We start from the raw sequence: 20,766 nt of genomic DNA on the forward strand, positions 1-20,766 counted from the left end.
ATAGTGACGGGGAGAAGAGAAGCGCTCCGCCCTTAACTCAGCGCGTAAAGCTCTGCGCGTTGCCGGCGTCGACGTTGATGATGTTGCCGGTGGATTTGGCCGACATGTCGGACGCCAGGAAATAAATCGCTTCGGCAATGTCTTCCGGAAACACCGAGCGCTTCAGCATCGAGCGCGAGCGGTAGTGTTCTTCCAGATCGTCGGTCGACATCTTGTAGGCGGCGGCGCGCTGTTCCTTCCACTCGCCGGTCCAGATCTTCGAACCGCGCAGTACGGCGTCCGGATTGACGACATTGACCCGGATCTGGGCTTCCGCGCCTTCCAGTGCCAGGCAGCGGGCGAGATGGATTTCGGCGGCCTTGGCGGTGCAATAGGCGGCGGCGTTGGGTGACGCGGCAAGGCCGTTCTTGGAGGCGACGAAGACGACATTGCCGCCGATCTTCTGGGCGCGGAACAGCCGGAAGGCTTCCCGCGAGACCAGGAAATAGCCGGTCGACAATATGTCCATGTTCTTGTTCCACAGCGCCAGCGTCGTCTCCTCGATCGGCGCCGAGGAGGCGAGACCGGCATTGGACACCAGAATGTCGACGCCGCCGAACTCGACCGCTGTTTCGGCAAAGCCGGAGACGACCTGTTCCTCCGCGGTGACGTTGATCAGCACCGGCCGGACGAAGTCCTTGCCATAGGCTTTCGCCAGTTCGTCATTGGCGCTGGCAAGTGCGGCCTCGTCGATATCGGCCAGCACGACGCAGGCGCCTTCGCGCAGCAGTCGGCTGGCGGTGGCGCGGCCGATGCCGCCGGCGCCGCCGGTGACCAGCGCGATCTGGCCCGCGAGCGACTTCGGCTTCGGCATGCGCTGCAGCTTCAGATCCTCGAGCAGCCAGTATTCGATGTCGAAGGCTTCCTGCGCCGGCAGGCCGACATAGGACGAGACGGTCGAGGCGCCGCGCATGACGTTGATGGCATTGACGTAGAACTCGCCCGAGATGCGCGCTGTCGCCTTGTCGCCGGCGAAGGTGAACATGCCGACGCCGGGCATCAGGTAGACCACGGCGTTGGGGTCACGGATCGGGGGCGAGTCCGGATGCTTGCAGCTGTCGTAATAGGCCTGGTAGCCGACACGGTACTCAGCAATATCGTCGGCGAGTCGGGCGATAACGGCTTCGACGTCGGGCTTCGCTGGGTCGAACTCGATAACCAGCGGGCGAATTTTTGTGCGCAGGAAATGATCCGGGCATGAAGTGCCGAGCGCCGCCAGCGGGCGCAAATCCCTGCAGTTGACGAATTCGAGCACGGCGGCGGAGTCGTCGAAATGGCCGAGCTTGTGGCTGTTCTCCGAAATCAGGCCGCGGATCCTCGGCATCAGTCTCGCCGCGATGGCGCGGCGCTCAGCGGCGTCTAGCGATTTGACGACTTCGCCGCCGAAGATGGCGAGACCCTCGGAGCGGCGCTCGAACCATTCGATCGCCTGGTTGATGACCGAGATCGTCGTCTCATAGCACTCCTTGGGTGTGTCGCCCCAGGTGAACAAGCCGTGGCTTTCGAGGATGACGCCCTTGGCTTCGGGGTGTTCGACGCAGAATTTCTCCAGCCAGAGGCCAAGTTCGAAGCCCGGCCGCTTCCACGGCAGCCAGCCGATGGCGTCACCGAATATCTCCTTGGTCAACGCCTTGGAATCCTTGGCCGCGGCAATCGCGATAATGGCATCGGGATGCATGTGATCGACGAACGGCTTCGGCACATAGGCGTGCAGCGGCGTGTCGATCGAGGCCGCGCGCGGGTTGAGGTTGAAGGTGCAGTGGGGAAGATAGCCCACCATCTCGTCCTCATGCGCGACGCCACGATAGAGGCCTTTCAGCGCCTGCAGTTTGTCCATGTAAAGCGTGGCGAAACCGTCCAGCTTGATCGAGGCGCTGTCGCCGCCCGAGCCCTTGACCCATAGCACTTCGACTTCGGCGCCGGAGAGCGGGTCCTTCTGCCGGATCTTGGACGAGGTGTTGCCGCCGCCATAATTGGTGACACGCTTGTCGGAGCCGAGCGTGTTGGAGCGATAGACCAGAAGCTCAGGCTCGCTCAGCCCCTTGGCTTTAGCATCGTCCCAAAGGTTGGCAAGGCGCGAGCCGGAGCGCTTGTCGAGCATGATTATCCTCCCTGGGACGCAAAAGGCGCGGTCCATTTTGCCGGAAATGTCTACGCAAGCATCTCGGTTGTCAATCATAAACGATCAAGATCGATCATATTGCACTGCACAATGAAATTATATGAGCGGAAATGATTGACACTGGCGGTTTTCTAGTGCCTCATGACCATGCAGGGAGGAACCATGCACGAAAAAGAGCGCCACAGGATCATTCTGTCCGCCGTCCAGGAAAAGCCTGTGGTGACGGTGCAGGAGATGGTCGACCTGACGGACTCCTCCGAGGCGACGATCCGGCGCGATATCGCGGCTCTTCATGTGCAAAAGCGCCTGCGTCGCGTGCGTGGCGGCGCCGAGGCGATCTCGCCACCGCAGTTCATCGGCCTCGCCGGCCGGCCCTTTTCCGTCAACGAAACGCTTAACGCTTCGCAGAAGCGCGCGATTGCGCGCGAAGCGGTGGAGCTGTGCAAGGACGGCGAACCGATCATCATCAATGGCGGCACCACCACCTTCCAGATGGTGCATTTCCTGACCGGACGCCGCATGCCGATCTTCACCAATTCGTTCCCGATCGCCGAGCACCTGCTCAAGCATTCGAAGAACACCGTCATGCTGTCGGGCGGCACCATCTACCGCGAGCAGAACATCATCCTCTCGCCCTTCGACAATGACGTGACACGTAATTTCTACGCGCGCCGCATGTTCATGGGCGCTCAAGGGCTCGGGCCGCTTGGCCTGATGGAAGGCGATCCGCTTTTGATCCAGGCGGAGCAGAAACTGATCGACCAGGCCGACGAACTGGTGGTGCTGGTCGACTCATCGAAATTCCGCCAGCGCTCGAGCCTGATCCTGTGCGGGCTCAAGCGCATCGCCACCGTCATCACCGATGACGGCATCGAGGATCGCGAAGCCAACATGCTGGAGGCCGCGGGTGTGACGCTGATCGTCGCCCGCAAGTCGGCAAAGGAAGAATCCTCGCTGCAGGCCTGAGGCCAACCGCAGCGACGATGGAATGCAACGCTCAAGGGAGGAAATACGATGAGCTTTCTGAAGAAATTGATGGTGACGGCCGCGTTCTCGGCCGCCATGTTCGTGAATGCCGCCTATGCCGAGAACGTCAAGATCGCGCTGGTGGTGAAGTCGCTCGGCAACGGCTTCTTCGACGCCGCCAACAAGGGTGCCGAAGAGGCGGCCAAGGAACTCGGCGATGTCGACATCATCTACACCGGCCCGACCAAGGCGACCGCCGAAGCGCAGATCGAAGTGGTCAATTCGCTGATCGCGCAGAAGGTCAACGCCATTGCGATTTCGGCCAATGACGCCGACGCGCTGGTGCCGGTGCTGAAGAAGGCGATGGAGCGCGGCATCACCGTCATCTCGTGGGATTCGGGCGTCGCCAAGGAAGGCCGCCAGCTGCACCTCAACCCGTCCGACACCGGCCTGATCGGCGAGACCATCATCAAGCTTGCCGCCGACTATCTGCCGGAAGGCGGCGAAGTCGCCATTCTGTCGGCTTCGTCGACCGCGACCAACCAGAACGCCTGGATCGACGCGGCCAAGAAAATCCTGCCGGAAAAATTCCCCAAGATCAAACTCGTCGCCACCGTCTACGGCGATGACGATTCGGCCAAGAGCACCGACGAAGCCAAGGGCCTGCTGAAATCCTATCCGAACCTCAAGGCGATCATCGCGCCGACCACCGTCGGCGTCGTTGCCGCTGCCCAGGTCGTCACCGACGCGAACCTGATCGGCAAGGTCAATGTCACCGGTCTGGCGCTGCCGTCGGAGTTCAAGAAGTTCATCGACAACGGTTCCAGCCAGGCGGTTGCCCTCTGGAATCCGATCGACCTCGGCTATTCCGCCGTCTACCTCGCTCATGATCTGGCGGTGAAGAAGGAAGAGGCAAAGCCGGGCGCAACGCTGTCGATCGGCCGCGTCGGCAAGGTCACGCTCGATGACAGCAACTCGGCTGCGATGGCTCCGCCCTTCCAGTTCGACAAGTCCAACATCGAAAAGTTCTCCAAGATCTATTGATCTCGGACGTCTCGGACCAAGCGCGGCGGGACCAAAATCCCGCCGCGACTTTAAACGGACCTTGTTTCAGGGCTTGATACGGATATGGACACGACAGCCCAGCACGGCATTGCGAAGGAGGAGCCCACGGGCCCTGCCCCGCGCCTGACGCTGTCCGGCGTCTCCAAAAGCTTTCCCGGCGTGCGCGCGCTGCACAATGTCAGCCTGTCGCTTTACCCCGGCCAGGTTACGGCGCTGATCGGTGAAAACGGTGCCGGCAAGTCGACGCTGGTCAAGATCATGACCGGCATCTACCAGCCCGACGCCGGCACGATCAGCATTGACGGCCAGGCCGTCACCCTGCCCAGCGCGCATGCCGCCTTCGGCCACGGCGTCACCGCCATTCATCAGGAAACCGTGCTGTTCGACGATCTGAGCGTCGCCGAAAACATTTTTCTCGGCCATGCGCCGCGCACGCGGCTAGGCACCATCGACTGGCGCACCATGCGAAAACACGCGCGCGAAGTGCTCGACACCATGCATGCCGGCCATATCAACGCCGATGCGCGGCTGAAAGACCTCGGCATCGCCAACAAGCATCTGGTAGCGGTTGCTCGCGCGATGTCGATCGATGCGCAGATCGTCATCATGGATGAGCCGACCGCAGCCCTTTCGATGAAGGAGATCGAGGAGCTTTTCCTGCTGATCGAATTCCTCAAGGAGGAAGGCAAGGCGATCCTGTTCATCAGCCACAAGTTCGACGAGATCTATCGGATCGCCGATCGCTACACCGTGTTCCGCGACGGCGAGATGGTTGGCGAGGGCCTTATCAAGGATACCGGCCAGAGCCAGATCGTGCGCATGATGGTCGGCCGCTCGGTCGATCACATCTTTCCGCAACGCAAGGCCGAGATCGGCGCGCCGGTGCTGTCGGTCGCTGGCCTTTCGCACCCGACCGAATTCAACGACATCGGCTTCGAACTGCACAAGGGCGAGATCCTCGGTTTCTACGGCCTTGTCGGCGCCGGGCGGTCAGAGGTGATGCAGGCGATTTCAGGCATCACCCGCATATCGGGTGGAACGATCACGCTGGAAGGCAAGACGATCACGCCGAAATCGGCGGCGGATTCCATCGAAGCCGGCATCGTCTATGTGCCGGAAGAGCGCGGCAAGCAGGGCGTGGTGATCGGCCTGCCGATCTTCCAGAATGTCTCGCTGCCTTCGCTGAAGCGCACCTCCAAATCCGGCCTGCTGCGATTGTCGGAAGAATTCGCGCTCGCCCGCTCCTACACCGAGCGGCTTGACCTCAGGGCCTCCTCGCTCAGCCAGGATGTCGGCACGCTGTCGGGCGGCAACCAACAGAAGATCGTCATCGCCAAATGGCTGGCGACGGCGCCCAAGGTGATCATCCTGGATGAGCCGACCAAGGGCATCGACATCGGCTCCAAGGCCGCCGTGCACGGCTTCATGGCCGAGCTCGTCGCGCAGGGCCTGTCGGTGATCATGGTGTCGTCGGAACTGCCGGAGATTCTGGGCATGTCCGACCGCGTCGTCGTCATGCGCGAAGGGCTGGTTGCGGCGGTCTACGATAATAAGGGGCTGGACGCCGAAACGCTGGTCCGGACGGCAGCGGGGATCGCGGCATGAAGGCTCTCCTTAAATACCGCGAGATCTGGCTGGCAGCGGCGATCGTCGTTTTGATTGCTCTGATCTCGACGCGTTTCCCGGCCTTTGCCGACCCCGGCAATCTCGCCCAGGTGTTCAACGACACCTCGATCCTGATGATCCTGGCGCTGGGACAGATGGTCGTCATCCTGACCCGCTCGATCGACCTGTCGATGGCCTCCAACCTGTGCTTCACCGGCATGGTGGTGGCGATGCTGAACGCCGCGCATCCGGCGATCCCTATCCCGCTGCTGATCGTCATTGCGCTGGCCGTCGGACTGGTGCTCGGCGCCATCAACGGCCTGCTGGTGTGGCGGCTGAACATACCTTCGATCGTGGTGACATTGGGCACGCTCACCATCTATCGCGGCGCCACCTTCGTCCTGTCCGGCGGCGCATGGGTCAATGCCGACAAGATGAGCCCTGAGTTCATCGGCTTCCAGCGCGCAGCTTTCCTGGGCATTCCGGTTCTGTCCTGGATCGCCATACTGGTCATAGCGCTGTTCTTCGTGGTGATGACGCGAACCGCGCTTGGCCGTTCGATCTATGCCATCGGCGTCAACCCGACGGCGTCGGTCTATGCCGGCATCGATGTCGGCCGAACCAAATTCATCGTCTTCTGCATTTCCGGCATGGTCGGCGGGCTCGCCGGTTATCTCTGGATTTCGCGTTATGTCATCGCCTCGGTCGAGGTCGCCAATGGCTATGAACTCAATATCATCGCCGCCTGCGTCATCGGCGGCATTTCGATTGCCGGCGGCATCGGCTCGGTCGGGGGCGCGGTGTTAGGGGCGCTGTTCCTCGGCATCATTTCCAACGCGCTGCCCGTCATCAACATCTCGCCCTTCTGGCAGATGGCGATTTCAGGCAGCGCCATCATCCTGGCCGTCGTGCTCAACGCGCGTGGCGAACGTCAGCAGGGGCGGATTATCCTGAGGAAGGCGGAAGCGGCATGACCGACACCCCCGCCCCGCGCCACATTCCCGACCGACTCGACAAGCCGCTCTCCTCGGCGATCTTTTCCTGGGAGGCGCTGCTGGTCGTCGTGTCGGTCGCCATCTTCGCCATCAACAGTTTCGCCTCGCCCTATTTCCTCGACGCCTACTCCCTGTCGGATCTGACTTTCAATTTCACCGAGAAAGGCCTGATCGCCTTCGCGATGGCGCTGCTGATCATTTCGGGCGAGATCGACCTGTCGGTCGCCGCCATCATCGCGCTCGCCTCGACCATGATGGGCATGGCTGTGCAGGCCGGCGCCGACACGCCGGTGCTGGTGGCTATCGGCATCGTCGTCGGGCTCGGTTGCGGCGCCTTCAACGGGCTCCTGGTGACAAGGCTCGGCCTGCCCTCCATCGTCGTCACCATCGGCACGATGAGCCTGTTTCGCGGCATTGCCTTCATCATCCTGGGCGATCAGGCCTACAAAGGCTATCCCGAGAGTTTTGCTTTCTTCGGCCAGGGTTATGTCTGGTGGGTGGTGTCGTTCGAACTGGTGCTCTTCCTCATCGCGGCCGTCGCCTACTGGTTCCTGCTGCATCGCACCAGCTTCGGCCGCCGTGTCTTTGCCATCGGCAACAATCCGGTCGCGGCACAGTTTTCCGGCGTTCGCGTCGGCCGCATCAAATTCATCCTGTTTTGCCTGACCGGGCTGATGGCCGGCATCGCCTCGGTGCTGATCACCTCGCGGCTCGGCTCGACGCGGCCGTCGATCGCGCAGGGCTATGAGCTTGAGGTCATCACCATGGTGGTGCTGGGCGGCGTCAGCATTCTGGGCGGCTCCGGCAGCATTGTTGGGGTCGTGCTCGCCGCCTTTATCATGGGGCTGGTGACCTTCGGCCTCGGCCTGCTCAACGTGCCCGGCATCGTCATGTCGATCTTCATCGGCCTGCTCTTGATCTTCGTCATCGCGCTGCCGATCGTCTGGCGACGGCTGCGCGGTAACAGCTGATGCCCGAGAAATACGCCTTCAAGATGCAGCTCAAACCCGGCATGAAAGCCGAGTACAAAAAGCGCCACGATGAGATCTGGCCGTCGCTGGTGGCGCTGCTGAGAGAGGCCGGCGTTTCCGATTATTCGATCCATCTCGATGAAGACACCAACATCCTGTTCGGCGTGCTGTGGCGGCGGGACGACCATGGCATGGCCGACCTGCCGAAGCACCCGGTGATGCAGCGCTGGTGGGCGCACATGGCCGACATCATGGAGACCAGGCCGGACAACCAACCGGTGGCCATCCCCCTGGAAACAATGTTCCATTTGGCATGAGTGGGCTGCGCCATATCGCCGTCATCGACATCGGCAAGACCAACGCCAAGGTCGCGCTGGTCGATCTCGTCACGCTGAGCGAAGTGGGGTTGCGCCGCATGGCGAACGCGCCGCTGCGGCAACCGCCCTACCCGCATCACGATGTCAAGTCGCTGTGGAGGTTCATCCTCAACAGCCTTGCCAGCCTCAACCGCGAACAGCGTATCGACGCGATTTCGATCACCACGCATGGTGCGACCGGCGTGCTGGTCGACGCAGCGGGCGAACTGGTGCTGCCTGTCCTCGACTATGAGTTCGACGGCCCCGACAGGCTGGCTACAGAGTATAGTGCGATCCGTCCGCCCTTCATTGAGACTGGGACGCCGCGCCTGCCGCTCGGCCTCAATCTCGGTGCGCAATTCTTCTGGCTTGAGAAGCGTTTTCCCACCGAATTCGCCAGGGCCGCCGCGATGCTGATGTATCCGCAATACTGGGCGCTGCGCCTGACCGGCGTTGCCGCCAACGAGGTGACCTCGCTCGGCTGCCACACCGATCTGTGGAGCCCTTGGGAGGCGGACTTTTCCTCGATGGTCGACAGGCTGGATTGGCGCAGGCTGATGGCGCCGGTGCGGCCGGCCAGGGGCCAGCTCGGCCCGATCCTGCCGGTGCTTGCCGCGCGCACCGGGCTCGATCCGCAGACCCCGGTTTTCTGCGGACTGCACGATTCCAACGCCTCGCTGCTGCCGCATCTCCTGTCCGACGCGCCGCCCTTCTCGGTCGTCTCGACCGGCACCTGGGTGGTGTCAATGGCGGTCGGCCGAAGAGAGATTGCGCTCGATGCTGCGCGCGACACGCTGGTCAATGTCAGCGCGCTTGGCGCTCCCGTCCCCTCGGCGCGGTTCATGGGTGGCCGCGAGTTTTCCCAGCTGACCAAGGACAAGCCGCAGGACTGCAGCGGCAGCGAGGTGCTGGCCGTTCTGACAAAAAAGATGCTGCTTTTGCCTTCTACCCAGCAGGGATCAGGACCGTTCCCGCACCATGCCGCGGCATGGCTTGGTGCCGAGGGCATCAGCAAAGGCGAGCGGTTCGCCGCCATCTCCTTCTATCTGGCGCTGATGACGGCGACCTGCCTTGAGCTGATCGGCGCCGACGGCCCGACCACCGTGGAAGGACCGTTTGCCCGCAACCGCCTCTTTGTCGGCATGCTGGCGGCAGCGACCGCGCGAATCGTCATCGCCTCCGAGGCCGCCACCGGCACCAGCATCGGCGCGGCGCTGCTGGCAACGGATCAGTCCGTGCCACACGGCAAGGGCGAGAGAACTGAACCGCAGACCGACCCGGTCTGGGCGGCCTATGTCACCGCGTGGCGCGCGGCAGTCGACGCGCAAGGCTGATCACAAAATCCGCTTGCCAAAGGCCGACATGACGAAGTTGACGGCGTCGGCGCCAATCCGCGGCTCCAGACCGGCGGTCAGTCCGGAAACATCCATCGACAGCAGGCCGCCGGAGAGCGCGATCGCCTCCATCGCCTGATGTGTCTCGCGCACCGTCAGCCCGCCCGAGCCCGCAGCCCAACCAGCAAATTCGGTCGCCGTCGGCGAATAGCTGACGTGAAAGCCCTGCGTGCCCGACGTCGCGATGCGGATCGCGTCATGCATGAGGTCGCGCATGCCCATGGCGTCGATATCGGTCATGGTGAAGGCCGAGACGCGCGAATCCTTGAGCACCCTCGCCTCGGCAGGATCGGCGTGACGCAGGCCGACGATGACGACATTTTCCGGCGACAGCTGCGGCTGCAGCGCGCCGGGCTTGTGATCGAGACCGAGCGCGCGGGCCAGCACCGAGACTTCAGGCATGTCTTCGGCCTCCTCGTCCTCGGGCATCAGGGCGGCGATGGAATCGATCCAGATCAAGCCGAAGGAATGCGTGGCGCGCGCCGTTGCGGTCAGCGCCTTGTGGGCGATACGGCGATCGGCGCCGGCAGCGAGCCGGATCAAGCCCGAGGGCGGCCGCTCGACGTCGGCGAGTTCGACCACGTCGAAATTCATTGCCTCCAGCCGCGCGCCGGTTCCCTCGCGGGCGATAATCCCGCCGGCTTCCGGTTCGGCCGAGATCGACACCATCTTGCGGCCGGAGAAATCCGCGACGTCGTGCATCGGCGCCTTCTCGACATATTCCGAGGTCATCGCCAGAAGCATGGCGCCATAATTCATGCGGAAGGCGACGCGGTCGCCGACGGTGGGTCGCGGATCGGCATCCTGCACATCGAGCAGCAGATGGTCGCTGGAAGCGCCGAGCACCCTCACCCCTTTGGCGATCGGCGTCAGCCCTTCCACCAGCACGTCCTCGCGGCCTATATTGGCGATGGCGCGCAGCCGGTCGCCCTCGTCGGCGAAGACCGGCTGGTTGCCGAAGGCGTCGTAGCCGGACGTGCCGATCGGCCGCGACGGCTTGAGCTTGACCTCGATGACGTCGCTGGTCAGCCGGCAGGCATCGGGTTCGAGTTCCGGCCATGGCACGTCTCGGAAAGTTTCGACGCCACCTTGCAGGATCGCCTCGCCCACGCGCAGATTGTTGATGCCGACCGGCAGCTTGCCTTCGAGCAGCAGCGTCAGCGACGACGAGGCGCCGCCGGAAATGAAGTCGAGGCTTTTGCCGGACAGGCGCTCGGTCTTGTAGGCATGGGCGACGAGCTGGCCAAGGTTCTCCGGCGTCGGCATTATGGCGCCGAAGCAGCCGAGATTGGTGCCGATGCCGGCGATGCGCACGCCCTTGAATTCCAGGATCTGCTCGACAGTGGGGATCAGGTCGCTTGGCCAGATGCCTTCGCGGAGATCGCCGAGATCGATCATCAGCATGATGTCGTGGACGCGGCCCATGCGCTCGGCAATGCGCGATATCTCGCGGATGGTGGTCAGTTCCGACTGCAGGCTGATGTCGACGGTGCGCACGACCTCCTCGACGCGCGCCATGGGCGGGCTGCGCAGCAGCATGACCGGCGCATTGATGCCGCTGTCGCGCAGCCGGCGGATGTTTTCGAAGCGCGATTCCGCGATGCCGGCAACACCGCCGCGCAGCATGGCCCGCGCCACCTGCGGCATGCCGCATGTGCCCTTGGTGACACCGAATATCTTGATATCAGACAATGCGCAGCGTTCGACGATGGTGCGGGCGTTGCGCTCGATGCGGCCAAGGTCGATAGCGACTTGCGGTCCCGACATCGCTCAGCTCCCGTAGACCAGCCCTTGGGGGTCGATCTCCGGCTTGCGGCCGGCGACGAGGTCGGCCAGGAACTTGCCCGAGCCGCAGGCCATCGTCCAGCCGACATGGCCGTGGCCGGTGTCGAGGTAAAGGTTCTTGTATTTCGCCTTGCCGATGACCGGCACCGAGTTGGGCATCATCGGCCGCAGACCTGCCCACAACAGCGCCTTCTTCTCGTCGAAAGCGCCGGGGAAAAGGTCTTTGCCGGTGCTCAGCATGGACTTGAAGTCGCTGGGCTTGAAGCTGCGGTCGAAGCCGGTGAACTCGGCTGTCGAGGACATGCGCAGGCGGTTTCCGAGCCTGGAGTAGCCAACCAGCCGGTCCTCGTCGGCGCCGCCCATGGTCGGTCCCTTGCTCTCGTCCTCCAGCGGGATGGTCGCGCTATAGCCTTTAACCGGATAGACGGGCAGGTCGATACCGTAGCGGCGACCGATCAGGCCGCTCTCGGGGCCCATGGCGATGACGACGGCGTCGCCCGTCACCGGGCCGGCCGATGTCATGACCGCACGCACCCAGTCGCCCTCTATGTCGAGCCCCTCGATCGTGGTGTCGAACAGGAATCTGACGCCAAGCTTTTCGGCCGCATAGGCGGCGAGCCCGTCGACGAATATCCTGGAATCCCCGGTCTGGTCGATCGGCGAATAAACGCCGCCGGCGATCTTTTCCTTCACGCCCGCGAGCCCGGGCTCAAGTTCGACCAGCCGGTCGCGGCCCACTATCTCGATCGGCAGGCCATGCTTCGCCAGAAACTGGTAGTTGTCGGTGCCGGTGTCGAGGCTGTGCTGCGAGCGGAAGAAATAAAGAATGCCCTTCTTGCGCTCGTCATAGTGGATGCCGGTGGCGTCGGAGAGCGCGTTGATGCAGTCGCGCGAATAGAGCGCCAGGCGCAGTTTGACCTGGCTGTTGGCGCGCAGCCGGGCCACGGTGCACTGGCGCAGGAAACGCAGGCTCCAGGCGAGGAAATAAGGATCGAAGCGCAGCCTGACCTTGATGCCGAGATCATGGTTCCAGAGAGCGCGCAGGAAGGTCTTCAGCGCCGCCGGCGAGGCCCAGGCGGTGGCGTCGCCCGGCGACACCAGACCGGCATTGGACTGGCTGGTGCCGCGCGCCGGCGCCGGATGGCGCTCGATCACGGTGACCTCATGGCCGTCGGCGGCCAGATAATAGGCGGCCGCGGTACCGACAACGCCGGCTCCAAGCACCGTTATCTTCATGCCACCCCTCTTCGCGGCACAGCGCCTCCACGCCGCACCGCCATTGCTTCAATAGCCCTTCGACGCGCGCCTTGCGAGCCCTCGGAAGTGCCCGGCTCAGCCCCGCGCGGAGTTCTTGCCGGTGAGGATACGCTCCCAGGCGAGTGCATCGGCGACGATCTGGTCGAGGTCGTCGCGTTGCGGGGTCCAGCCGAGTTCGGCGCGTGCAAGGTCCGAATTGGCAACCACGGCGGCGGCGTCGCCGGGGCGCCGGTCGCCCATCTTGACCTCGAAATCCCGGCCGAAGGCGCGCCGCACGCTGTCAATGACCTCGAGCACCGAATAGCCGTGGCTGTAGCCGCAATTGGCGACGAGGCTGCCGCCGCCGGCGCGCAGCCGCTGCAGCGCCAGCCGATGCGCCGCGGCCAGGTCGCTGACATGGATATAATCGCGCATGCAGGTGCCGTCCGGCGTCGGATAATCGGTGCCGAACACCTGCATGAAGGGGCGTTTGCCGAGCGCAGTCTCGCAGGCGACCTTGATCAGATGCGTGGCGCCAGGCGTCGACTGACCCGTCCGGCCCCTGGGATCGGCGCCGGCGACGTTGAAGTAGCGCAGCGCAGTGTAGCGCAAGGGATGCGCAAGCGCTGCATCGCGCAGCATCCATTCGCTCATCAGCTTGGACAGGCCGTAGGGCGATTCCGGCGCCAGGCGGGCATCCTCGCGCACCGGCTCCAGGCCGGCGCCGCCATAGACGGCGGCGGTCGAGGAGAAGATGAAATGCGGCACGCCCTCGCGCACCGCGGTTTCGATCAGCGTGCGGGTCTTGGAGGTGTTATTCTCGTAATAGGCGAGCGGGTCGGCAACCGACTCCGGCACCACGATGGAACCGGCGAAGTGGATGATCGCGTCGACCTCGTTATCCCGGATGATCTGGCCGACCAATTCCCTATCGGCGACATCGCCGACGACAAGCTTGGCTTCCGGCGCTACCGCCCATTCGAAGCCGGTGGAAAGGCGGTCGAGAACGACGACGCTCTCGCCGGCATCCAGCAGTTCCCAGACCATGTGGCTGCCGATATAACCGGCGCCGCCCGTTACCAAAACCGTCATCCGTGTCCTCTTTTACTCATGATTTATCGGAAACTGTCTCAATCACCGCCTTACTGGAAAGCCTGCGGCAAGGCCATTAGAAACGCCTGAATGTTAAATCCGTAACAGTCTCACCGGCCTGTGGCATCGTACGGAAACAAAATTGATCCACATCAAGGGAATAGGCCACGATCCGGGGTCGTTAGGAACAGGCTTGGGGCGTGGCATTTTGACCAAAACGGCCCGGTGGACGACGAATGGGCCAACGATTATGATCCCGCGCAAAACTGGGAAGGCGACATGAACTATCAGCGGTTCTTTGAGGAAGCGATCGATCAGCTCCACGCCGAGCGGCGCTACCGGGTTTTCGCCGATCTCGAGCGCATTGTCGGCAAGTTTCCGCGCGCTATCTGGCGTTCCAACGGCCGCGCCGAGGAAATCACCGTCTGGTGCTCCAACGACTATCTCGGCATGGGCCAGAACCCCGATGTCATCGCCGCTTTCCAGAACGCGGCCGGCAAGATGGGTTCGGGCGCCGGCGGCACCCGCAACATTTCCGGCACCTCGAACCCGTTGGTCGAGCTCGAGCTGGAACTGGCCGACCTGCACGACAAGGAAGCGGCGCTGGTCTTCACCTCCGGCTTCGTCTCCAACGAAGCGTCGATCTCGACCATTGCGCGGCTTTTGCCCAACTGCCTGATCATTTCGGACGAGCTCAACCATGCCTCGATGATCGAAGGCGTGCGGCGCTCGGGCGCCGAAAAGAAGATCTTCCGTCACAATGACGTCGCGCATCTCGAAAGCCTGCTGCAGGTGGCGGGCCGTGAACGCGCCAAGCTGATCGTGTTCGAGAGCGTCTATTCGATGGATGGCGACATCGCGCCGATCAAGCAGATCGTCGAACTGGCCGAACGCTACAACGCCATGACCTATATTGACGAGGTCCATGCCGTCGGCATGTACGGACCGCGCGGCGGCGGCATCACCGAGCGCGAGGGGCTGGCCGACCGCATCGACATCATCGAAGGCACGCTGGCCAAGGCGTTCGGCACGCTGGGCGGCTATATCGCCGGCAACAGCGCCGTCATCGACGCGGTGCGCTCCTATGCGCCGGGCTTCATCTTCACCACGGCGCTGCCGCCGGCGATCGCCGCCGCCGCCACCACGTCCATCCGCCACCTCAAGCGGTCGCAAGCCGAGCGCGATGCGCAACAGCGCCAGGCGTCGCGGACCAAGGAGGTTCTGTCTGCAGCCGGCCTGCCGGTGATGGAATCGCCGACACACATCGTGCCGGTGCTGGTCGGTGACCCCGAACTCTGCAAGATGGCCAGCGACCGTCTGCTCGGCGTGCACGGCATCTACATCCAGCCGATCAACTATCCGACCGTGCCGCGCGGCACCGAGCGGCTGCGCATCACGCCGACGCCGTTCCATACCGATGCGCTGATTGCGGGACTTCAGGACGCGCTGGTCGAGACATGGGATGCGCTCGGCATTCCCTACGGCTCCGCCGGACGGCCCACTGTCGCCAAGAGCGACCGGATTGTGCCGCTGCTGGTGCCGAAGTCGGGCGGCTGAAGCCGCCGCCCATTTATCTCAAACCGTCCTCATCCATCCCGCGAAGCGATGTGCCGCCTCCTCGAGCTGGTCGAGGCGGCGGTGGAAGCACAGGCGCAAAAACGCCTCTCCGCCAGGGCCGAAGGCGGTGCCCGGCGCCAGGCCGACATTGGCCTTGTCGACGATGTCGAAAGCAGCCCGGCGCGGATCGGTGATGCCGTCGACCGTGAAAAACAAATAGAACGCGCCTTGCGGCACGGTGAAGCGCGCTTTGCCGGTTGCGCCGAGAATATCGCAGACCAGGTCGCGCGCTTTCCTGGCGCGCTCCACCTGCTCGACGATGAACGCATCACCGTGGTCCAGCGCCGCGACGGCGCCGCGCTGCATGAACTGGGCGACGCCTGAGGTCGAATACTGGATCAGGTTCTCGAACACCTGCTGCAGCTCGGGATGGGTCTTGATCCAGCCGACGCGCCAGCCGGTCATCGCCCAGTTCTTGGAAAAGGAGTTGACGAACAGGATGCGGTCTTCCGCGGTCGAAATGTCGAGGAAGGACGGCGCACGGCCGTGGCCGTAGTGGAACAGCGAATAGATCTCGTCGGCGATGATCCACAGGCCCTTTTCGCGGGCGAGATTCAGGATCGCCTGCAGCGTTTCCTTATCGGCCGTCCAGCCGGTGGGGTTCGATGGCGTGTTGACGAACAGCGCCTTGGTGCGCGGCGTCACCGCAGCCGCAATCTTGTCGACATCGCAGGACCAGCCATTGCCCGACTGGTCGAGCGTGACCGCAACCGGGGTAGCGCCGGAAATACCGGCGGCGGCGGCGAAATTCGGCCAGGCCGGGGAGAGATAGACCACCTCGTCGCCGCTGCCGGCGACCGCGGCTAATGCCAACTGAATGGCATGCATGCCGGAACCGGTGGCGATGAATTCCTCTTCGGCGAGGCTCTTGCCGAAATGCCTGGCATAGTAGCGAGAAAGCGCTTGCCTCAGCTCCGGAATGCCTTTCTGCCAGGTATAGAATGTCTCGCCATTGGCGAGCCCCTTGGCGGCGGCTTCCGAAATGAAGGCAGGCGTCGGCAAATCGCCTTCACCGGCCCAGAGCGGGATCATGCCCTCGCGCGTACGGCCGTAATTGACGACGGCGACAATGCCGCTTTCGGGGGCGGCCACCGCTTCGGCGCGCAAGCTATCGATCAGGGTCATGAACAGATCCGTTTTGATGTCTGCTTTGATGCATGTCATTATCCAGAACCGCTGCGCACTTATGGGCGACATGCATTGGCGGATGCTCTTAGCAGATGCGGCAACAGAAAACCCCGGCCGCGAACGACCGGGGTTTTGGTCCAGAAATCTGGCCTTTTCTATTTCCTGGCGAGGAGATCGCGAATTTCGGTGAGCAGTGCGACGTCAGCCGGCGGCGGAGCCGCAGGTGCGGCCGGCTTCTCGCGCTCGAGCCGCTTGCGCATGTTGTTCACGGCCTTGACCATAAGGAAGATGATGAAAGCCAGGATGACGAAATTCAGCGCCACGGTGATAAAATTGCCGTAGGCGAACACCGCGCCTTCCTTACGCGCGTCGGCAAGATTGGTCGAATGCACTGTTGATGAGAGGCCTATGAAGTAGTTGGAAAAGTCGACGCCACCAAGTGCGCCGATGAAAGGCATGATGATGTCATTGACAAGAGAATCGACGATCTTGCTGAAGGCCGCGCCGATGATGACGCCGACCGCAAGGTCCATCACATTTCCTTTGGAAATGAATTCCTGGAATTCTTTCAGCATTCGACCCTCCTTGTCATGACGGACCGCGCTGCCGCCGTCCCTCCGGCGTCGGCCCGTGCGCACCATAACAAAAACCTGCGGTTGCAACAGAAGCAAAAGCTGGAAAACACCGCTTTCTCCTTACCTTGGGTCACGGTTCGACAGGGCGGCGTCGCGGCCATGCGCCGGAAAGCCGCGATGGACTTGACCTTAGAGCTGTGATTGCCTCTCGGCAGGCCGGGGTGAAAGCTGGCCGAGGAGGATTTTCGGGCCGTGCAGGGCTGGTTCATCGTCATCATTGCGGTCGCCTATGTAACGCTGCTGTTCGTCATCGCCAGCCTCGGCGACCGGCGTTCAACGGCGGTGGGACCCGGCCGCGCCCGGCCCTTCATCTATGCGCTCAGCCTCGCCATCTACTGCACCTCCTGGACCTTCTTCGGCTCGGTCGGCCTGTCGTCCGAGCGCGGCCTCGAATTTTTGGGCATCTACACCGGGCCGGTGCTGGTGTTCGTGTTCGGCTTTCCGCTGCTCAATCGCATCGTGGGGCTGGCCAAGAGCGAGAAGATCACCTCGATCGCCGACTTCCTCGGCGCGCGCTACGGCAAGAGCTTTGCCGTCTCGGCGATCGCCACGCTGATCGCCACCATCGGCGCGGTGCCCTATATCGCACTGCAATTGAAGGCGATCTCCGGTTCGGTCGGCCTCATGGTCGAGCATTATACGGGATCGCCGCCCTCCTTCGATCCCTTCGTCAGCGACATCTCGCTGGTGGTGGCCATGCTCTTGGCGCTGTTTGCGGTGCTGTTCGGCACCCGCCATGCCGACGCCACCGAGCACCAGGACGGGCTGGTGCTGGCGGTGGCGGTCGAAACCGTGGTCAAGCTCGCCGCCTTCCTGGCGATCGGCCTGATGGTCACCTTCCTGATCTTCGGTGGCCCGGGCGACATGATCGACAAGCTGGCCGAAAACAGCCAGGTGCGGCAAGCCATGGGCTACAACACCTCGCTCGCCACCTGGCTGGTGCTGACTTGCCTGAGCGGCTTTGCCATCATCATGCTGCCGCGCCAGTTCTACGTCACCATCGTCGAGAACCGCGGCGAGGCCGAACTGCGCACCGCGACATGGGTGTTTCCGCTCTATCTCGTGGCGATAAACCTGTTCGTGCTGCCGATCGCCTTCGCCGGCCTGGCGCTGGTCGGCGCCAAAACCACCAGTGACCTCTATGTGCTGGCGCTGCCCTTGTTCGGCGGCCATGACTTCCTCGCCATGGCCGCCTTCATCGGTGGGCTGTCGGCGGCGACCGCCATGGTGATCGTCGAAAGCGTGGCGCTGTCGATCATGATCTCCAACGACCTCGTCATCCCGCTGTTCGTGCGCCGCCTGCTCAAGACCACGACCTCTGAGAATGAGGATTGGTCGACGCTGATCCTCAACGTGCGGCGCGGCGCCATCTTCATCCTGTTGTTCATCGCCTTCCTCTACTACCGCGAAAGCACCAACTCGGCGCGGCTGTCGTCGATCGGCCTGATGTCGTTCGCGGCAATCGCCCAATTCGCGCCGGCGCTGATCGGCGGGCTGATCTGGCGCGGCGCCAATGGCCGCGGCGCGGCCCTTGGCATGGTCGCCGGCATCCTCGTCTGGGGCTATACGCTGCTTTTGCCGTCGCTCTCGGCAGCCGACGCGGACATCGTCGTGCAGGGGTTGTTCGGTTTCGAGGCGCTGCGGCCGCAGGCTCTGTTCGGCACCGTCGCCGAACCGTTGAACCACGGCGTGCTCTGGAGCCTGTCGGTCAACACGCTGTTCTTCGTGCTCGGCTCGCTGTCGCGCGCGTCAGTGCCGCTGGAGCGGATCCAGGCGTCGATCTTCGTGCCGCGCGAATCCGGCCCGATGCCCAGCCTGCGCCGCTTCCGCACCGCCATCACCGTCAACGTGCTGAAGGACACCATCTCGCGCTACCTCGGCGTCGAGCGCACCGAGCGCTCCTTCCAATCCTTCGAGAAAAGCAATGGCGTCTCGCTGCACGGCAATGAGCAGGCCAGCATGGATGTCATCCGCTTTTCCGAGCAGCTGCTGGCGAGCGCGGTCGGCTCGTCTTCGGCGCGGCTGATCCTGTCGCTGCTGTTTCGCCGCAACGACCGCGAGTCCAAGGACGCCTTTCGCCTGCTCGACGACGCCACCGAAGCGCTGCAGCACAATCGCGACCTGCTGCAGATCGCGCTCGACCAGATGGAGCAGGGCATCACCGTATTCGACCGCGATTTTCGTCTGATCTGCTGGAACAGACAATATCGCGCGCTGTTCGACCTGCCCGACGAGATGGGCCAGGTCGGCGTCTCGCTCGACCGCATCCTGCGCCACCTCGCCGAGCGCGGCGATATTCCGGCCGACCAGCGCGTGGCGATGCTCAACCGGCTGACCAGCTTCGTCAGCCCATGGCAGATGGAGTTGAAGACCAGTGGCCGTATCCTCGAACTGCGCTCCAACCCGATGCCGGACGGCGGAATCGTCGCCACCTATGCCGACATATCAGGACGCGTCGAACAGGATTTGGCGCTGAAGCGGGCCAATGAATCGCTGGAGCAGCGGGTCAAGACGCGGACCATCGAACTGACTAGGGTTAACGAGGAGTTGACCCGGGTCAATGAGGAGCTGGCGCAGGCGCAGATGCTGGCCGAGGAGGCCAATCTGGGCAAGACGCGCTTCCTCGCCGCCGCTGGCCACGACATCCTGCAGCCGCTGAACGCCGCCCGTCTCTACTGCTCGTCGCTGATCGAAAAGGCCGGCAAGGGCCCGGCCGGGAAGGCTGCTGTCAACATCGAATCCTCGCTGGAATCGGTCGAGACGATCCTGGGCGCCGTGCTCGACATTTCCCGCCTCGACGCCGGCGCGATGAAACCCGATGACAGCGCCTTCCGCCTGGACGGGCTGCTGCGCCAGATCGGCAATGATTTTCAGCCGCTCGCCGCCGAAAAGAAACTCGATCTGACGATCATAGCCTCGTCGCTCAGCGTGTTGACGGACCGCAACCTGCTGCGCCGGCTGATCCAGAATCTGGTCTCCAATGCCATCAAATACACCCCCCATGGCCGCATCCTGGTCGGCGTGCGACGGCGCGGCGAACTCGCCGAAATCCAGGTGATCGACACTGGCATCGGCATTGCCGGCGACAAGCTGAACACGGTCTTCAACGAGTTCACCCGGCTGGACGAAGGCGTGCGCGAGGCCGAAGGTCTCGGCCTTGGCCTGTCCATCGTCGACCGCATCGCGCGGGTGCTGCGGCTCGAGATCCAGATCTTTTCCAACCCGGGCAAGGGTACGCGCTTTTCCGTTATCCTGCCGGTTGCGGCGGTTGAGGCGCCGCGGCGCGAGGTCGAGCCGAAGGCGCCTGCCCGCACCGCGAATTCGCTGGCCGGCCTGCGCGTCATGTGCATCGACAACGACGCCCGCATCCTCGACGGCATGCGGCTTCTGCTCGAGGGCTGGGGCTGCAGCATCGGCACGTTTTCGGGTTCGGAGGATTTTGGCAGGGCCGATCGTCCCGACATCGTGCTTGCCGACTATCATCTCGATGGCAGAAGCGGCCTCGACATCATCGCCCGCCTGCGTGACATCCATGGTTCGGACCTGCCGGCCGTGCTGGTCACCGCCGACCGCTCCACCGAGGTCCGTGCCGCTGCCGCCGCCATGGACGTGCCGGTGATCAACAAGCCGCTGAAACCGGCCGTGCTGCGTTCCATGATGGCAAGGGTCAGGCCGCTGGCATCGGCGGCCGAGTAGGGTTCAATGCATGTCGCCCAGAAGTGTGCCCCGGTTCTGGGACCACGACATGCATCGAACAAGA

Annotated in this window: 15 protein-coding genes; 9 read left to right on the forward strand and 6 right to left on the reverse strand. The window is 63.4% G+C overall.

Features of this window, described 5'->3' with window-relative positions; translation table 11 throughout:
- Positions 1 to 37: 37 nt before the first annotated feature.
- On the reverse strand, positions 38 to 2,140 hold the full coding sequence (locus tag NKI10_RS03965) for a bifunctional rhamnulose-1-phosphate aldolase/short-chain dehydrogenase (protein WP_352858788.1): 2,103 nt from the start codon (positions 2,138 to 2,140) through the stop codon (positions 38 to 40).
- A gap of 183 nt (positions 2,141 to 2,323) precedes the next feature.
- On the opposite strand from NKI10_RS03965, the gene NKI10_RS03970 reads away from it, so the two are divergent.
- From NKI10_RS03970 to NKI10_RS04000, 7 genes are all read left to right on the forward strand, one after another.
- Positions 2,324 to 3,127 carry a DeoR/GlpR family DNA-binding transcription regulator gene (locus NKI10_RS03970; protein ID WP_023669662.1) on the forward strand — a complete coding sequence of 268 codons (804 nt, stop codon included), beginning with the start codon at positions 2,324 to 2,326 and terminating at the stop codon, positions 3,125 to 3,127.
- A 48-nt stretch (positions 3,128 to 3,175) separates the two neighbouring features.
- Positions 3,176 to 4,171, forward strand: a complete 996-nt coding sequence (gene rhaS, locus NKI10_RS03975; RefSeq protein WP_023669661.1) for a rhamnose ABC transporter substrate-binding protein — start codon at positions 3,176 to 3,178, stop codon at positions 4,169 to 4,171.
- An 84-nt stretch (positions 4,172 to 4,255) separates the two neighbouring features.
- On the forward strand, positions 4,256 to 5,797 hold the full coding sequence (locus tag NKI10_RS03980) for a sugar ABC transporter ATP-binding protein (RefSeq protein WP_023708171.1): 1,542 nt from the start codon (positions 4,256 to 4,258) through the stop codon (positions 5,795 to 5,797).
- Positions 5,794 to 6,771: an ABC transporter permease gene (locus tag NKI10_RS03985; protein WP_352858790.1), complete on the forward strand. Its 978-nt coding sequence runs from the start codon at positions 5,794 to 5,796 to the stop codon at positions 6,769 to 6,771. Before NKI10_RS03980 ends, NKI10_RS03985 begins: the two co-directional genes overlap by 4 nt.
- Positions 6,768 to 7,763 (forward strand): ABC transporter permease, encoded by a 996-nt coding sequence (locus NKI10_RS03990; protein WP_352858791.1) that lies wholly within the window; start codon positions 6,768 to 6,770, stop codon positions 7,761 to 7,763. Before NKI10_RS03985 ends, NKI10_RS03990 begins: the two co-directional genes overlap by 4 nt.
- Complete coding sequence (gene rhaM, locus NKI10_RS03995) at positions 7,763 to 8,080, forward strand: L-rhamnose mutarotase (protein WP_352858793.1); 318 nt, start codon at positions 7,763 to 7,765, stop codon at positions 8,078 to 8,080. The genes NKI10_RS03990 and rhaM overlap by 1 nt, the downstream gene beginning before the upstream one ends.
- A complete protein-coding gene (locus NKI10_RS04000) occupies positions 8,077 to 9,453 on the forward strand; it encodes an FGGY-family carbohydrate kinase (RefSeq protein ID WP_352858795.1) in 1,377 nt (458 codons plus the stop codon). The genes rhaM and NKI10_RS04000 overlap by 4 nt, the downstream gene beginning before the upstream one ends.
- Here the strand turns inward: NKI10_RS04000 and NKI10_RS04005 are convergent, their stop codons facing one another.
- The 3 genes from NKI10_RS04005 to galE all read right to left on the reverse strand — a co-directional run bounded on the left by NKI10_RS04005 (position 9,454) and on the right by galE (position 13,626).
- Complete coding sequence (locus NKI10_RS04005; RefSeq protein ID WP_023669655.1) at positions 9,454 to 11,280, reverse strand: alanine racemase; 1,827 nt, start codon at positions 11,278 to 11,280, stop codon at positions 9,454 to 9,456.
- Between the two features lie 3 nt (positions 11,281 to 11,283).
- Entirely contained in the window at positions 11,284 to 12,534 is a 1,251-nt protein-coding gene (locus NKI10_RS04010) for a D-amino acid dehydrogenase (RefSeq protein ID WP_023696678.1), read from the reverse strand.
- Between the two features lie 96 nt (positions 12,535 to 12,630).
- Positions 12,631 to 13,626, reverse strand: coding sequence for a UDP-glucose 4-epimerase GalE (gene galE / locus NKI10_RS04015; protein WP_352858798.1), 996 nt, complete (start codon positions 13,624 to 13,626; stop codon positions 12,631 to 12,633).
- Positions 13,627 to 13,905: 279 nt separating this feature from the next.
- On the opposite strand from galE, the gene hemA reads away from it, so the two are divergent.
- Positions 13,906 to 15,183, forward strand: coding sequence for a 5-aminolevulinate synthase (gene hemA, locus NKI10_RS04020; protein WP_023711399.1), 1,278 nt, complete (start codon positions 13,906 to 13,908; stop codon positions 15,181 to 15,183).
- 18 nt (positions 15,184 to 15,201) lie between these two features.
- On the opposite strand, the gene NKI10_RS04025 is transcribed toward hemA, so the two are convergent.
- Together NKI10_RS04025 and mscL are read right to left on the reverse strand one after the other, a co-directional pair.
- Positions 15,202 to 16,368: a pyridoxal phosphate-dependent aminotransferase gene (locus tag NKI10_RS04025; protein WP_352858800.1), complete on the reverse strand. Its 1,167-nt coding sequence runs from the start codon at positions 16,366 to 16,368 to the stop codon at positions 15,202 to 15,204.
- Positions 16,369 to 16,526: 158 nt separating this feature from the next.
- The gene (gene mscL / locus NKI10_RS04030) at positions 16,527 to 16,946 is read right to left on the reverse strand and encodes a large conductance mechanosensitive channel protein MscL (protein ID WP_023681933.1); all 420 of its coding nucleotides are present in this window, start codon (positions 16,944 to 16,946) and stop codon (positions 16,527 to 16,529) included.
- Between the two features lie 252 nt (positions 16,947 to 17,198).
- On the opposite strand from mscL, the gene NKI10_RS04035 reads away from it, so the two are divergent.
- The gene (locus NKI10_RS04035) at positions 17,199 to 20,702 is read left to right on the forward strand and encodes a PAS domain-containing hybrid sensor histidine kinase/response regulator (protein ID WP_352858802.1); all 3,504 of its coding nucleotides are present in this window, start codon (positions 17,199 to 17,201) and stop codon (positions 20,700 to 20,702) included.
- The last annotated feature ends 64 nt before the right edge of the window (positions 20,703 to 20,766 follow it).

The sequence above is a fragment of the Mesorhizobium sp. M0802 genome, from assembly GCF_040320115.1.
Classification (GTDB): Bacteria; Pseudomonadota; Alphaproteobacteria; order Rhizobiales; family Rhizobiaceae; genus Mesorhizobium.